14 protein-coding genes and 2 pseudogenes are annotated in these 16,027 nt (G+C 44.0%); 4 read left to right on the plus strand and 12 right to left on the minus strand.

The window, feature by feature from the left end:
• The 10 genes from CLV36_RS17660 to CLV36_RS09455 all read right to left on the minus strand — a co-directional run.
• Positions 1–153 (minus strand): transposase (locus CLV36_RS17660; protein WP_483868525.1); only part of this gene is annotated, 153 nt, incomplete at its 3' end.
• A 123-nt stretch (positions 154–276) separates the two neighbouring features.
• On the minus strand, positions 277–2,682 hold the full coding sequence (locus tag CLV36_RS09415) for a heavy metal translocating P-type ATPase (RefSeq protein WP_106342511.1): 2,406 nt from the start codon (positions 2,680–2,682) through the stop codon (positions 277–279).
• Positions 2,683–2,764: 82 nt separating this feature from the next.
• The gene (locus CLV36_RS09420) at positions 2,765–2,965 is read right to left on the minus strand and encodes a copper ion binding protein (RefSeq protein ID WP_106342512.1); all 201 of its coding nucleotides are present in this window, start codon (positions 2,963–2,965) and stop codon (positions 2,765–2,767) included.
• Between the two features lie 210 nt (positions 2,966–3,175).
• Positions 3,176–4,285 (minus strand): sensor histidine kinase, encoded by a 1,110-nt coding sequence (locus CLV36_RS09425; RefSeq protein WP_245888335.1) that lies wholly within the window; start codon positions 4,283–4,285, stop codon positions 3,176–3,178.
• Between the two features lie 6 nt (positions 4,286–4,291).
• Positions 4,292–4,978, minus strand: coding sequence for a response regulator transcription factor (locus CLV36_RS09430; protein ID WP_106342513.1), 687 nt, complete (start codon positions 4,976–4,978; stop codon positions 4,292–4,294).
• A 141-nt stretch (positions 4,979–5,119) separates the two neighbouring features.
• Positions 5,120–6,349 carry a cell wall-binding repeat-containing protein gene (locus tag CLV36_RS09435; RefSeq protein ID WP_106342514.1) on the minus strand — a complete coding sequence of 410 codons (1,230 nt, stop codon included), beginning with the start codon at positions 6,347–6,349 and terminating at the stop codon, positions 5,120–5,122.
• A gap of 240 nt (positions 6,350–6,589) precedes the next feature.
• Complete coding sequence (locus CLV36_RS09440) at positions 6,590–7,207, minus strand: DUF2306 domain-containing protein (protein ID WP_106342515.1); 618 nt, start codon at positions 7,205–7,207, stop codon at positions 6,590–6,592.
• A 375-nt stretch (positions 7,208–7,582) separates the two neighbouring features.
• Positions 7,583–8,227, minus strand: a complete 645-nt coding sequence (locus tag CLV36_RS09445; protein WP_181352961.1) for a DUF2238 domain-containing protein — start codon at positions 8,225–8,227, stop codon at positions 7,583–7,585.
• Positions 8,228–8,529: 302 nt separating this feature from the next.
• Positions 8,530–10,032: a PH domain-containing protein gene (locus CLV36_RS09450; protein ID WP_106342517.1), complete on the minus strand. Its 1,503-nt coding sequence runs from the start codon at positions 10,030–10,032 to the stop codon at positions 8,530–8,532.
• A complete protein-coding gene (locus CLV36_RS09455) occupies positions 10,019–10,498 on the minus strand; it encodes a PH domain-containing protein (RefSeq protein ID WP_106342518.1) in 480 nt (159 codons plus the stop codon). The genes CLV36_RS09450 and CLV36_RS09455 overlap by 14 nt, the downstream gene beginning before the upstream one ends.
• A 199-nt stretch (positions 10,499–10,697) precedes the next feature.
• On the opposite strand from CLV36_RS09455, the gene CLV36_RS09460 reads away from it, so the two are divergent.
• Positions 10,698–11,033, plus strand: coding sequence for a sensor histidine kinase (locus CLV36_RS09460; protein WP_281257252.1), 336 nt, complete (start codon positions 10,698–10,700; stop codon positions 11,031–11,033).
• 72 nt (positions 11,034–11,105) lie between these two features.
• On the opposite strand, the gene CLV36_RS09465 is transcribed toward CLV36_RS09460, so the two are convergent.
• Entirely contained in the window at positions 11,106–11,738 is a 633-nt protein-coding gene (locus tag CLV36_RS09465; RefSeq protein ID WP_106342520.1) for a hypothetical protein, read from the minus strand.
• Positions 11,739–12,317: 579 nt separating this feature from the next.
• Positions 12,318–12,512, minus strand: a pseudogene (locus CLV36_RS09470) (hypothetical protein); the annotation flags it as partial.
• A 170-nt stretch (positions 12,513–12,682) separates the two neighbouring features.
• Between CLV36_RS09470 and CLV36_RS09475 the strand changes: the two are divergent.
• From CLV36_RS09475 to CLV36_RS09485, 3 genes and pseudogenes are all read left to right on the plus strand, one after another.
• Positions 12,683–13,189: a hypothetical protein gene (locus CLV36_RS09475; RefSeq protein WP_106342521.1), complete on the plus strand. Its 507-nt coding sequence runs from the start codon at positions 12,683–12,685 to the stop codon at positions 13,187–13,189.
• Between the two features lie 287 nt (positions 13,190–13,476).
• Complete coding sequence (locus CLV36_RS09480; RefSeq protein ID WP_106342522.1) at positions 13,477–14,157, plus strand: response regulator transcription factor; 681 nt, start codon at positions 13,477–13,479, stop codon at positions 14,155–14,157.
• A pseudogene (locus CLV36_RS09485) lies at positions 14,154–15,954 on the plus strand (sensor histidine kinase). Before CLV36_RS09480 ends, CLV36_RS09485 begins: the two are co-directional and overlap by 4 nt.
• Positions 15,955–16,027 lie beyond the last annotated feature (73 nt).

Here is a 16,027-nt window from a genome sequence, read left to right on the forward strand (position 1 = left end):
ATTATCTTGGCAGTATAATTCTTTACATTTCTCAGCAATGAAGGAGAAGTCGATCGTTTCATTAATTTTCCGTAACAAGTGATCTCGTGGAACTAATTCTTCTATGTTAACTAGTTCTGGTTGATGTTCTTTACTCGGGTTTGTTCTAAACATAGAAAAAACTCCTTATAGAGTGTTTTTTATTGATTCGACAAAAAAGGCTGCTGACCCTGCCTTTCAAGGCAGTTTGTCAGCAGCCTCACCAACAAGCTAGACGCTTGTTGGTTTTTTTATGCTTTATAACTTCACTCTTTGCAACCGCAATGCATTTAACACAACCGAGACAGAACTAAGCGCCATGGCAGCACCGGCAACCCAAGGTGCGAGGAACCCGAGCGCGGCCACAGGGATGCCGATCACATTGTAAGCAAAGGCCCAGAATAGGTTTTGTTTAATGTTTCTCATCGTTTTCCTGCTCATTAACATGGCGTCGGCGACACTGTTTAAATCGCCGCGGATCAGCGTGATGTCAGCTGCTTCCATGGCCACATCCGTACCTGTCCCCATCGCCATGCCGATATCTGCCACGGCAAGAGCTGGTGCATCATTAATCCCATCTCCGACCATGGCCACTTTTCTTCCGCTTTGTTGTAGCTTTTTCACTTCTTCAGCTTTCCCCTCAGGCAATACCTCAGCCAAGACCCGGTCAACTCCTACTTCCTCACCAATGGCTTGCGCCGTCCGCTGATTATCCCCAGTGATCATGATCACTTCGGCTCCCAAGTCTTTTAAACGGCGAATAGCTTCTTTGGAGGTCGCTTTCACCGTGTCAGCGACAGCCAGCAAACCGGCATACCGCTTGTCAACAGCGACCAGCATGGCTGTTTTTCCGGCGGTTTCAAGCTGAGACATCCGGGGTGAAATCTCTTCTACATCTACTTGATGTTTTGCCATCAACTTCCTTGTTCCGATCAAAACTTCCTTGCCTTGAACTGTTGCACGTACCCCAAAGCCGGGGAGCGCTTCAAATGCTTCCGCACGTGCAATAGAGATTCCCTTCTCTTGAATCCCTTCCACAATCGCCTCCGCCAGTGGATGCTCAGAATGTTTCTCTGTGGCCCCAACCAAGGCTAGAAATTCCGTTTCGTCCATTCCTTCAGCCAGAATCACATCTGTCAGTTGCGGCTTGCCCATCGTGATCGTCCCTGTTTTATCAAGAACAACCGTATCGATTTGCTGGGTCATTTCGAGATGTTCCCCGCCTTTGAACAAAACACCCAGTTCTGCTGCCCGTCCGGAACCTGCCATGATCGAGGTAGGCGTGGCTAAGCCCAAGGCGCAGGGGCAAGCGATCACCAGCACAGCAATCGCTTTTTCAAGAGCATTTGCGAATTGCCCCGGATCGACAAGCAAAAACCACACCAGAAACGCAACGGTAGCTATCGCAACCACAATCGGCACAAACACCCCCGAAATCCGGTCCGCCACCCTTTGGATCGGCGCTTTTGATCCTTGTGCTTCTTCTACCACTCTGATGATTTGCGCTAATGACGTGTCCTTCCCCACCCGGGTCGCCTTCACGACCAAGCGCCCATGCTTGTTGATCGTGGCACCGATCACGGAATCTCCGATTCGTTTTTCTACGGGGATGCTTTCCCCTGTCAACATAGATTCGTCAACGGCTGATAAGCCATCAACTACTTCCCCATCAACCGGAATTTTCTCTCCCGGCTTGACAATCAGCAGATCCCCGACTCTCACTTGTTCTATCGAAACGCTTTCCTCTTTGCCGTCACGGATCACCAACGCCGTCTTCGCTTGCAATCCCATGAGCTTCTTGATCGCTTCGGAAGAGCGACCTTTGGCTCGTGCTTCAAACAGTTTACCAAGGATGATCAGCGTGATAAGGATTGCGCTAGTTTCATAGTACAATTCCATCTGATGAGTGCTGTGCCCTATCGATTGAACCGTTAGATAGATGCTGTAAAAATAAGCAACCGACGTGCCGAGTGCCACCAACACGTCCATGTTGGCGCTTTTGTTTCGCAACGCTTTATACGCACCAACATAGAAATGTCCGCCGATAATGAATTGTACCGGTGTGGCTAGAGCAAGCTGAAACCATGGATTCATAAACAGATCGGGCAACCAAATCCAAGAAGTGAACGTAAAGTGGCTCACCATCGCCCACAATAACGGAAAAGAAAGAATGACTGAGAATAAAAACTTTCGTTGCTGTTTTTGGATTTCTTTTTGCCGTTGATCCTCTTGATTGCCTTCATCTTTGACCTTCGCTCGGTAACCCAATTGTTCTACTTTATCGATGAAGTCTTGCACATTTGCCTCATCGGGTTGATACTCGATTTTGGCCGTTTCCAAAGCGAAATTTACCGTTGCTTTGGTTACGCCAGGCACTTTGTTTAATCCCTTTTCGATCCGATTCGCACAAGCGGCGCACGTCATGCCGCTTAACTCAAGTTCAACCGTTTCCTTCACTGTCTCAAAACCCAGGGACGCAATCTTTTCTTCCAATGCCAAGAGGCTGACAAGCTCCGGATCATAAGAAACAGTGGCCTTCTCCAAAGTGAAATTCACATTGGCTTCAGTCACCCCATCCATTCGTTTCAGGACTTTTTCGATCCGATTGGCGCAAGCAGCGCACGTCATGCCAGATATCCGTATGTTCGCTTGTCTAGTGGACATGCTCCAATCCCCTTTCGCGGCTCCAACATACCGCTATGGGGTATATTGGAGCCTAAAAAAATGAGCCCTCCAATAAGAGGCGTTACATCACATCGTATCCTTGCTCCTCAATCGCCTCTTTAATCCGATCCACGCTTAGGTCATTCTCATCAAATTCCACAGTGACGGTCTTGCTGGCCAGATCAACCACGGCATGCGCATGCAGTTTCTTCAATGCGCCTTCAATCGCATTGACGCAATGGCCGCAAGACATGCCTTCTACCCGCAATTCAACTTTTTTCATTTTGCTTCTCTCCTTTTATCTCATCGATAACGTTAGTGTCTCCATCCTACCGGTCTACTACGCAACTTTACACATGAATTCAAGCAGAATGCTCCCCACACTGTTTCTTGCAACTAGATTTCACTAGGTCAAATCGGGTACGATTCATTGCGTGTTCTCTGCTCACCTTCAATATACTATACCCCCATAAGGTATGTAAAGGCGTGTTGTTCAATTCGTATGTTGTCCATGCCCTTCCTGTTTACAATCAGCAGGCTTCTCCTTGTTCAACATGATTACCACACGCGTTCCTTCATTTAGGTTACTTTGGATTTCTACCGTCCCTTCATGCGCTTCGACCAGCTTTTTCACGATCGTAAGGCCAAGCCCGCTACCACCCGACTTTCGGCTACGCGACTTGTCCACGCGATAAAACCGCTCAAACACTTTTGCCGTCTCTGAAGCGGGAATTCCCACACCTGTGTCTTTCACAATGATGTATGCTTTGCCGTCCTCTTCTTTCACCTCGATGGAAACCGTTCCGCCTGGTGGTGTGAATTTCAAAGCATTGGACAACAAGTTGATCAATATTTGCATGATCCGGTTCCGATCGACACATACGGGGATCTCAGTCGAAATTACCTTCTTCAATTGAATGTTCTTTGTCCGAAATGCGGTTTCCATCGCTTTCATACTTTGCTCGACAATCTCTCCCAAGCACTCTCTTTTTTTGCGCAATGTGAATCCGGGTGATTCCACATTGGTTAATTGCTCCAAATCCCCAACCAGATGAATCAATCGCTCCAATTCTTCGTGGCAAGACCGAATTCGTTCCGGCGTCGGTTCCCAGATGCCATCCTCAAATGCTTCCATGTGGCTCTTCAGAGTCGCAAGTGGCGTGCGTAGCTCATGCGCGATGTCCGAGGTCAGCATGCGCCTTAATGCTTCTTGTTTTTTCAGTTCCTCCGTCAAATGATTCAATGCTTGTCCCAACTCTGACAATTCGTCTTTGCCTTCCAAATGGACCCGCATCTCCAAATCTCCCTGAGTGATTTTCTCCGCCGCCTTTCTCATTTCAATCAAGGGGGAAGCAATCTTTTGGGCGACATAAAAACTGATCACTACAGCCAAGATGATCGTGCCCACCGACGTCCACACAATCGATTGAATCAAGGCCTGTTCGAAATGATGGCTTAAATTGATCACTTGCGGGTTGGGCAACGGAATCTCTTTTAAAAACATGGACAAATGATAATGCATACCCATGATGAATATGGCAGCAGACAAACAGATCATTCCAGACGCCACCCAAACAAAGGCCCACGCTAAGCGCTTTTTCACATTTACTCACCCCTTCGACGCAAACCGGTAACCAAATCCATACACGGTCATAATATACTGTGGCTTTTTAGGGTTGGGCTCAATTTTTTGTCTCAGGTTTTTGACATGCTGATCAATGATGCGGTCATCGCCCATATAACTCATGCCAAACGCTTTTTCAATCAACTCCTCACGGGAAAAGGAGCGGTCGGGATGACGGGCAAGGATCAACAACAACTTAAACTCAGCTGGTGTTAAAGAAACCGCCTCTCCTCTTATAAATACTTCTTTCCTATCCGTGTCTATCATCAACTCCCCGTCCCGGTAAGAGATGCGCGAAGCCAACAAATCCTGATGCGAACGGCGCAAGATGGCTTTTAGGCGGGCCACTACTTCCCGGGGACTAAACGGCTTAATCACGTAATCATCAGCACCTAAAGCAAAACCCTCAATCCTGCTCCCTTCCGAGATTTTCGCCGTCAACATCAAGATCGGAACAGGCGATTGCCCGCGGATGCGCTGGCAGACCGCTTCCCCTGAAACATCCGGCAACATCAGGTCCAGAATCACCAAATCTGGCGCTTCTTCATTAAACAACTTTAGCGCCTCGGTCCCGTTTGCCGCCTCCAGCGTCGCGTAACCTTCCTTTTCAAGGTAGGAAACCAACACTTCGCGTATCTTTTCCTCATCATCCACAATCAAAATTTTTCTCATTTCCTGATTCCCCATCTCTTTTTTTGCATTCGGTAGCGGATCGGCTTCTCGCAAAAACGGCCCTGGAGCGAAAGGGATTCTACCATCAGCTCCGGGCCACTGTTTTAAATAAACTCTTCTTCACTTCATCCACTAATCGCTTCAGTGATGGCCGCCATGGCCGCCTTCGTCCTCAGATGTAATTTCAAGCATTTGATCAATCATTCCTTGTGTGACAAAAGAAATCGTTTTGCCCGTACCAATCACGTAGCCATGGTTGTACGGACCCACGGTGGGATCATCCTTAAATTTGGGTTGCAGCTGCATGAGATATTCGTGTAGTTTATTTGAAAGACCTTCTCCATCCAATATCAGCATCGGAGCATGTTTCCCCAGATGGGCAAAAGCAGCTGTGGGAATGGCCGCATCCACACGGTTAGCTCGATTAAATGTGAATCCATGACCAGGCTCCGTCACACCCCAACCAAAGCCCGTGTCCTGGTCTTTATATTGGGCAAACGCAATCGCATTCTCTTCAGGGTTAGCCCCGCTGATACGAATCACTTTTCCGTATTCTTTTAATTGCTCTTCCACCGCTTTGGATATGACTTGTTCTGGCCCCAATATGTAAATGTTAGCTTTCCCCGCTCTTTTCTTCAATGCATCGACCGTCGGATTGGGAATGCTGTCTTTCTTCACATAAAGGAGGGGTTCCGGCATGTGTGCGATCCAGTTGGCCGCGGGCAAGGTGTATTGCGGTGCGTCCAATGATCCGACAATCACACCTTCAGGGAGCTTGCCGCCACTTGCTTTGGCGTAATATGCATCTAGTTTGTTCGCCATTTGCGCCGGCTCATTCCCGGCAATGCTATCCACCTTAAACCCTTTTTCCACCAACTCCTGCTTTACATTGGCAGCGAAATCACCAATCAATATCACCTGAACGCCGCCATTTGCTGGGCTTCCCAATGGCTTTAATCTTTGAATCTCTTTCATCGTATCGGCCGGGATGCGGTCTTTCTCAGCATAGAGCAACGGACCGTTGTTAGGATGATGGATTAAGGTGACAGAAGGCAAATTAACATTCCAGTCCCCTTTCAATCCCAAAATCACGGTACTTGGCCGATTCTGATCCATGGTCGCCGGCCATACGGTTTGCGAGGTTGTTACAGCCACTTTGACAGGATCGTCATGGTTGACCCGTGTTACATTTTTCGTGTTTAGCGTAAGGAGATTTTGCGTTACTTGCTCCGTCGCTCCGCTACTTCCATGTCCCATCTTGCTGTGATCCATTCCTTGCATGTTGTCAGTATGGTTTCCATTATTGCAAGCCGTCAAAACGACAGCCATACCCATCAGCAATTGAACAGACATGAGAGTGAGTCGTTTCATCTGACAGTTCCCCCTTTGGCATCATTATCACCACTGTATATATTCATGAAAACATCTTAAAACAAAAATATGAGATTCTTATGAAGATGAAGGTCATGGAAAGAAAGCAAAAAAAGGCGCCCGACAATGAAGTCAGGCGCCTTTTAGGAAGCAGGAGTAACCCAATATCCATTGGAGCCATAACGCAAGGAAACCGACTAACCTGTAAGACAGGAGTCGGTTTCTTTGCATCTGCACATATTAATAAATCAATTTTCTCCTGATTGTCCATTCAGCAATGAGCAAATTGACCATCCAACTCAGCCAAACGGCAATCGAATAAGCCAACCCATATTCAAGCTTAAAACCATGATGCGTGATAGCCACAATCATATAAATGGTCATATTGGCGAAGGAAAGAAATAAGCTGCGAATGATCCACTTGGTATGTTGAACCATGTTCTTCTTTCTGATCGATGTGTATCCAAGCACGGTGCTTACTATCCAAAGAGTGTTTAGCAATAGAAAGCCGATCGTGCTGGGCATGCCACCCGAAGCAAAGAAAGACACATATATGCTTGGAAAGAAATTCAACAGAATGGATAAGACATAGATTCTCCCGCTCCACGTGTGAACGGGCGCAAACTTGACACGAATCCGTTTGCTCAACCCGACCGGCCCCGTAATCAAGGCTACCAGAGCGAGCAGGATATGAGCCCGGATCATCAAGATCCAGATTTCTTGATTGGTCAAAGCGACATCTTTTTTAGCTAAGAAAGAATGAAACGACGGGTCAACCATAAAATTTTTGGACAGAGTATGAAGTACCCACATCACTGCAATGAAACACAAGATGGCTATAAACAGTTTGCGCTTCATGAACACGACTCCTTATACAAATTGATTCATCATGATCAAGGCAACGCCATATCAGGACATCATACTCAATGATAAAGAAAATCAAATGGTTTAGAAAGTGTTATGTAACATCAAAGCATATACCACTTATCCAGCATGCCTTTTAATTTCTCCACCAAAAATGGGTAAAAAATGCTGTTTTGGATGTATGCAATCATCCAAATAGGTGAATAACCTCAAAAAAGCGCCTTCTTATGTTTAAGAAGGCGCTTGCGCTGGTTGACAAAATGGTCGAAGCCGATTTTTGAATCTGCGTTTTTGGAGAGGGCGAACCCTTCATTTATTTTCATCTAGAGGCGCGCGTTGACATCGCTACTCCTATTGCACAATACTTCATTATCGGTTTGGTGTTATCTGGTGTGTATGCTTTTTCATCTGTTTTTCTTTTTGAATGAGACGATCCTGCCACCCGCTCAATAATACTAAAACAAATGTAGAGCCCAACATGGCAGAGATGATGTCCCAATGCGAATCCCACTGGTCCCCTTGCGTTCCCAAAAAGTCTTCCATGTTTTCGCCCATCAACCGTCCATAGAGAAATTCGAATATCTCGTATCCTGCACTAAAAAACGTACTGATGCTGATTACAAAAAACCAGACCCAACTCCTGTGAACCAGGTTTCTTCTAATCAGGATTTCCCTGAAGAAAAGGGAGGGCAACACCCCTTGCAAGAAATGCCCCACCCGATCAAAATGATTCCTCGAAAAACCACAGGCATCTTTCAACATGTCAAACAAAGGCATGCCACCATATGTATAATGCGCCCCGATCAGCATCACGATCATGCCGACCCAAGCGAAAAAATAAGTTAATGGAGTAAAGGGGAATGATCGATAAGTAAAAATGAGTGCCAACAGCAACAACACAGCCGGAATCATTTCATAAAACCATAGCTTGCGATCAGCCGGCTGAATCGCAGACCAAATCCACACCCCCACTACGGAGATCATCATCAAAATATAAAAAACTCGCTCTCTCATCCAGCCATCCTCTTTTATCCTCAGATTCATTATTATATTGGGCAAAAAAGCAATGAATCATACAATTTTCCCTTCACGGCATTCAGGTCATTTGCGTTTTTCGAAAGAAGCCAACAAACCGAAGCATGACAGCCCAACAACCGGGGAAAACCATCGTCATTTGATGCTGTTAATCTCAATAATCCAGCAGACACAAAAATAGAAAGCCTACAAAGCAGTAGACTTTCCTAATCAAATCGCCATATGCTGTGACATACCCGAATTGCCCTTTAGTAACAATCCCTTTTAGAAGCGAAATGCTATCATCTGTTTGCCTCGCGTGACGCACTCTGATCCACACTGGTTATGTTGGTTTCTCTCTTTGGTTTGAGCGTATATCGATAAATCCTTTCCGCTTCTGCCAGGGGGATGTGACGCAATCCCATGCTCACCTTCATTTTCCCAGAGGCCACCGCGACCCGCACAGATGCCAAGTGTTTTTTTGCTTGTAGCGCTGTTTGGCGCAGGGATGCCCATTGTACGCGCCCACGTTTAATCAACGCCGTTTTGCGGGTCACCTTTCCATATTGCAAGGTTAAAAAGTTCTCACTTTGATTCCAACCGATCTTACGGTATTCCATCCATCCAAGAAAGAACAATCCCAGCGGGATTAGCGGAGCCGCATAATGATACAGGCCTGGTACAAACAACCAGACAGGAATGGAAAGAAGGCATCCCAGGATAAATGGAATCCCCATGTAAGCAAACTTCGCTTTCTTTGTAAGACGGTGCAAGTGACTATCCATCTGATATCCCGTTAAAGGTTCTAGCATAGACAGAGCCGTATCCTTTTGAACAAAGGGAAGGAGGGTGATATTTTTTTGCGTTTCTTTATCATGTCCATTGCGAATAACAACCGCTTCGATTGACACATACCCCAAGAGGCGAGGCAATGGCCGCTCAATGATCCACAGGGCCTGAATACGGTCTTGGGCAATCGTCCGCTTTTTCTTTTCAAACAGCCCTTGCGTGATTTCAAGCTCGCCTTTGTCATTCTTATGCAACGTGAAATCATAATCACTTGTAAAAGTCGTCAGCAAAGAAATGGCGAATGATAAAAACAACAAAATGACAAGCGTCAGGATGATCCAGTTTTCACCAAACCAACTAGATAAATAATGAATCAAAAGGTTGCGATCCGCTTCTTCCGTCACATCCAAATACTTGAAAAACCCGACGGATAGGAGTGTAAACACAGCCCCGAATCGAGGGGAGAGAAGGCTGTGCAAAATCAGGTCATTCTTAGACAGCCGAATCACGGACTCTCCAAACGGATCAGCGGGCTTGTCTCCGGCTTGCGCTCCCAAAACCCCACGGATGCGCTTTTCTTCTTCTCTGGAGATGCAACTGAGAGTGATGCTGGACTCCTCTCCTCCGGCGAGTTCAATGGTTAACGTTCGCGTGGAAAAGAAATGGTCATACACGCGAACGGTAGAATCGATGGATTGAATGCGATCTGGTGTCACCCATCTTTTCTTCGTTACAAACAATCCCGATTCAATATATATCGCCTGTTCATGAATTTCGTAAGTAAATGACCGCCATCTTAAAACAACAACAATTAAAAACAACATCAGCAGAACCGTAACGGAAACAATCCCGATGGTTAATGGGGAAATTTGTTCATTGATGTGTTGCTGCACATATAGAACGATTAGCGGAAACACCCAAATAAATGAGAAAGACTCCTTCACAACAGTAACCATAAAATAGAGCATAGAAACAGGATGGAGACGGTGCTTCGCTAACTTTTCACACTTGTTCATCGTCTAACCTCGCATGCTTTTCGATCTCTTTACGGATAGAATCGGCGGTTTCTTCCGCTAGTCCCGGAATTTCATGACTGCCTGCGGCTGTCGATAAGATCACGGTGGACAAGCCATACTTTTTTAAAATAGGCCCTTGTTTTGCATCGACATGTTGAATTTTCCCCATGGGAATTAATATTTTCCGTTTAATAAAGATTCCTTTTTCGATTTGGATACTTGTTTCGCTGATACAGTACCTCCAACGCTGATATGTCCACCTCGGCACAAAATAAATATCAAACGGTGCAGAAACGATGGACAAACATGTTGCAACAACGAAGATCCACATCGGCCAATTCCACTGGAACGTGCAATAAAGCAATGCAAGGCAAATCAATCCATATACAAACAAAGAGACGACTCCTTCTTGCTTTTTAGCCGCCACCATTTTGGGGTCCAATCGCTTAAATTGATCGTTACTCACTTAACCCTCTCCTCGTTAGGCATTCTTGTTGCATGATTGAAGGTTTTCGGCATTTACAACATGCTTTTCCCTGTTGTTTGCAATCCTGGTTTACCACCTCGATGATTCCACTTTGTTTGCCATATTCCCGATAAAAGCAGTTGCATAACCACTTTCAACAAGAATATCAATTTATAAATACATAAATATTTTAAAATCTATTTTTCCGCCGTCTCCAAAAAATACTCCCATCACCGTCAAGCTTCAAGAAACGACATCACCCACACCAAACACTACATCTGCCTTAAAAATCGAGTTGATCGACCAAGGGTGCGGCATGGACGAACAAACCGTTTCAAGATTATTTCAACGCTATTATCAAGGAACACGCACGAAGCGCTCCAAGAGGGGAACCGGACTGGGCATGGCCATCGCCAAACAATTGATTGAATTACATGGGGGGAAAATCGAGATTAGCAACCAAGTGAATCGTGGAACCCATGTAACAATCACCTTACCGCCAAAAAGAAAGGAGACGCCAGGGATTGTTACATAACAAAAACCCGCCTCCCTAAGCTTCTCTGCTTAGAGAGGCGGGTTCAGGTCTTCATCCACATCAGCGATGTTATTATCTTACATTCACAATCGTAGATAAAAACTTAGCTAATTGATTCAATCCCATAAACTCCGGCTCATTGGTAATTAACTCTAAATATAGACCATCGTAACCAGCGATAATATATGAACTGGATTCTAGCATATGATAAATCGGCACAACCGCATCAACAGGAGATTTATACACTTTAAAATCTAAATGCTTATCATATGATAATTGGTAAAGGAAATTAATAGTAGCCAAATTGTAAGTTCTATTAATAACATGTCGAAGGACAGACTCATTATCAATTTTTATTCGCAAAACCTGATAAAAACCAACAAATCGTTCTCCTTCATAATCGCGTTTTTTAAAGTCCTCCAAGTGTACTACTTCAAAATTAATATTTTCTTGTTTAAATTCATCCATCAAATCAGGATAAACTTCAAGATACAAATATATAGGAAATTTATTTTTTTGGATAAGGAAGTTTGTAAGCACATTCTTAACTACTTCTATTGGTCTTTTCTCATGATCAGCAGGACATATTTGGTAAATTTTCTCTCCGTTTTTCTCTTTACTTAATAAATATAATGGTGGTACGTCATCTTCTGATCCAACATCCATTAATATATCATCTACCTCTTCAACTTGCACTGTGTTCATATAAAATCCCTCCACCTTCACCATAACTGCTGTCATCGTGGATATGATACTTTTTAAAATCATCCCAACGCCTTGCCTTCATATCAACAATAATTAGATTGGATATGGGAAATCGGGTAACTAACACCGCTTCACCACCTTCATCTTAGTAGATGTACATTCCCTCCCTACCGTCGACAGTCGGTTGGAGCTTTCCCAACTCTGGGAAAATCTAAAAATTTATTGGCTAACTTAGATCCTACTAGCTACTAGAGAAGGATCAACATTTCCACCACTAATAATAATGCCAACACGCCCACAGTTTGCTAATTCCTTTAACAACAAAACATCCTTTAAAACGATTTCAAAATGCTCCGCAATATATCGTTTGTGTATCATTTAGTACTTCTAAAATGTCACTCCTTTTTAAAATAGCTCTATGATTACTATATTCAAAATGCACTCTCATTTGATAAGCCTTGTTATCTCTATGGATTTCTCGAATATCTAAATCACCTACGACCCAGAATAAATCTGGATTTATCTTATTCAGTATACCAAAAATAGATTTCAAAAAAATCTTTATTATTACAATCTTCGTCCCGTTTTATCAAAGGCAATCGTTGACAACACACCTGCTTCTTCAAGATGGATTCCACCTTTGATTAATACCCCATGGCGGGCTGCATTCCCGATTGCTGTCACAATCGAAACAGGAGTCGAGATGACTAAGTTGCATGGACAACCGACAACCAGGAGAGTTAATCCCCGATAAATCCAATCGCTCCAATCCCCCTTCCCTTTTTACCAAACCATCCTTTAACCTATCTGGTGCACTCTTTAAGGATTTAGTCCAGCTTACATTCTTTATTTTATCTTTATACGCTTTTGATTTTATCTTGATTGGTGTGGCCTATATTCAATATGCAACAAACAATTCTCTGTTAAAGGATTGGTGATCTTCCATGCAAATGAAAACAAAACGTTGGGCGGTAATGGGCCTCTCAGCAACATTACTACTTGCAGGAGCAGGAAGTGTCTTTGCTTTTTCCGAACAACCGGTTCAAGCTGTGCATGCTAAAAAAGCAGTTCATATCGCAAAAGACATACATTCCGGCGATGTGAATAAAAAAGCATCTCAACCAAATGACATCTACGATGGGCCGCAAGATCTCATCTTTGATGGACCGGGTGCAGCCTTTTTAAATAATCCACAATTGTTTTCCCTTTTGCAAATGGATGCTGCTACATTGAAACAAGCTTTAGATTCGGGCAAATCTGTCTTGGATGTCGCAGCATCCAAAAATGTTTCGGAGAAACAAGTAATTGATGTCATTGTACAAGCCCAAGTTAAAGTACAACAGCAAGCAGAAAAGGATGGCAAAGTACCGCCCACACCGATCGATGAACTAATTCGTGGCATTGAACTTAAAGTAAAACAAGTTGTTGAGCATAGAGGCGCTTGGGAATAAAGCAAGGGAGACCACAGAGATAGTACCAGTGTCGTCATAGAAAAATTCAGTAAAAGCCGGACTCAAAACAAGGCACTTTTCTTGATTATGAAGAATGTGCCTTGTTTTGCTTATATAGTTGTTATGGAGCATAAAAGCGAATGAGAAGCATTTACACTTCACCATCGCCACTTTCACATTCAAAAAACCGTTTTGAAATAGCCTCTAATTATCTCTATATTTATTGCGAATCATGGTCTACGATAAACTTGGCAAATCATACACAAATATTTTATGGGAGAAAGAAAATGCTAAAACGAATTTTAATCGTAGAAGATGAAGAAATTTTACGAGAAATTGTAAAAGATTACCTTTTGGAAGAGGGATATTTCGTACTAGAAGCTAAAAACGGGAAAGAAGCATTGCATTTGTTTCAAAAACACGAAATCCATTTGATTATTCTTGATATTATGCTACCGGAAGTTGATGGTTGGTCTGTTTGCCGACGTATTCGGAAGACATCCGATGTCCCGATTATTATGCTGACCGCTCGGGTGGACGAAGATGATACACTGCTTGGCTTCGAGCTCGGTGCAGACGATTATGTGACAAAGCCGTACAGCCCCCCTGTGTTACTTGCCAGGGCAAAACGTTTGCTCAACAGTCGCACGCGTCAAGCCGTATCGTCCGAAGACACGCTGTCCTGCTGTGGCATAAATGTTCACTTTCCTTCACGCACAGTCACGGTAGACGGAGTAAATATAAACTTAACGTATACTGAATACGAAATCTTAACCTATCTAATGCTTAACCAAGGCATTGTCATTACAAGGGAACAGTTAATCACGAAAATTTGGGGCTACGAATACGCGGGAGACGATCGTACGGTGAACACTCATATTCGGAACGTTCGGCATAAGTTGGGTGACAAAGGGAAGCTAATTACGACCGTTGTTCGGATTGGCTATAAATTCGAGGGTAACGTATGAGAATCGGCGTCGTATGGAAGTTATTCCTTTTGACAACTGCCTTATGCATGCTGATCCTGGCAATCATTTATGTGGGACAAACGTTTTTTTTTCGAGCAATACTATGCAAATCGCAAGCTGAATGATATTCAAGCCAGCATCAAATCATTTGAAAAGATTTACTTGAACAGCCAAGGCAATCCATCCGCCCTTCAAAAACTGGAGCAAGATTTCTATCGGGTGAACAATACCTGGATCACCACACTCGACAGCAACGGAAACTTGAAGAGCCCTACTGACTTTTTCATAGAAGTTAAGTTGGAAGGTTCCCCAAACAATCAAGAACTCTCGAATACGGTCATCAGGAGTTCGCTGTATAACCTTGTTGATACCAAAGTGGCTGCTGATGAGACTTCTCCTATCCAAGCAGGAAAGCGCGTGGCAATTATGGCAATCAAAAAGAAAGCGGCATACATTCCGATAAAAGTTCAAGACGAAAACAGTGGCATCTATTGGGGCAACGAGCTGATTTTGAAACAAATAGACGATATCACTCTCAAATATAAATATATGAACGGTTCGATTGCGCTACTAAGCGGAACGGTCTCTAAAATCCAGTTGCCTGATCGGAACGATGCGTCGAGTCTCGCAAGCACCAACCCGTTGTTTATGGAGAAGATCAAGGAATTTCAGGCAAGACTTCTACTTGATGAGAAAAAACCGCACATGGCATTCAAGCGTACAATTGATTTGACACAAAATAATGTGAAGTATAGGCTGTTCATTAATCCGATTCAAGATAGACGCGGTTCGACCGTGTATGTGTTCTCGATGGCCTCGTTGCAACCTGTTGATGAAGCGGTACAGATGTTGAAGGATTATTATGGTTACCTGGTTGGACTTACGATGCTGCTTATCTTACTTGTTTCGTTTTATTATTCAAAGAAAATAGCCCAACCACTCCTACAAATCAATGGAACCACTGAGAAAATCGCAAAACTCGATTTTTCCGAATTGGTGCCCATTACCTCAGCTGACGAAATCGGCGACTTGTCACAAAACATCAACCGGCTATCGAGAACATTGCACTCCTATATTGAGAAGTTGCAGCAGGACATAGAAAAAGAGAAACAGCTTGAGAAAACGAGGAAGGAATTCATTTCAAGCGTCTCGCATGAACTGAAAACACCGCTCAGCGTTATGAAGGGTTGCATTTCTATCTTGAAGGACGGTGTTGCCTATCATAAAAGAAAGTATTACTTCGAGGCGATGGAAAAGGAAATCGACAAGATGGATCTGCTAATCGTCGATATGTTAGAGCTAGCCAAGTTTGAATCAGGCACGTATTCGATGCGGATGGATGTTTTTGAGATCGATAAAGTGCTGGAACAAGTTTGTGAGCAGTTATCGCTTGAAATTAAGCAAAAGAAACTCCACGTTCACCTGCAGCTAGCCTCCGTCGAGGTCATCGCCAACCAACTCCGCATCGAGCAGGTTATAACCAATTTCATGACAAATGCTATTCGATATACACCGGAGCGCGAGCGCATTTATATTGCAACCGTTGAAGAGGGCGAATTGGTAAAAGTGAGTGTTGAGAATAAAGGAGTTCAAATCTCGGAGACCCAGTTGGAAAAAGTTTGGGACCGCTTCTACCGAGGTGATACGTCTCGCCAACGTGCTCAAGGGGGGACGGGGCTCGGACTGGCCATATCTAAAAAAATTCTTGAACTTCACAATGTACCATACGGAGCGGAGAATACAAAAGACGGTGTTTTATTTTATTTTTATTTACATAAGCGATTTTACCCAGAGTGACAGCTCCACCACCATCCTCTTTCTTTTGAAAGTGGTTAAATGCAAAACAACTTTAAACGAAAATCAACTACCA

This window comes from Laceyella sediminis, from assembly GCF_003003125.1.
Classification (GTDB): domain Bacteria; phylum Bacillota; class Bacilli; order Thermoactinomycetales; family Thermoactinomycetaceae; genus Laceyella; species Laceyella tengchongensis.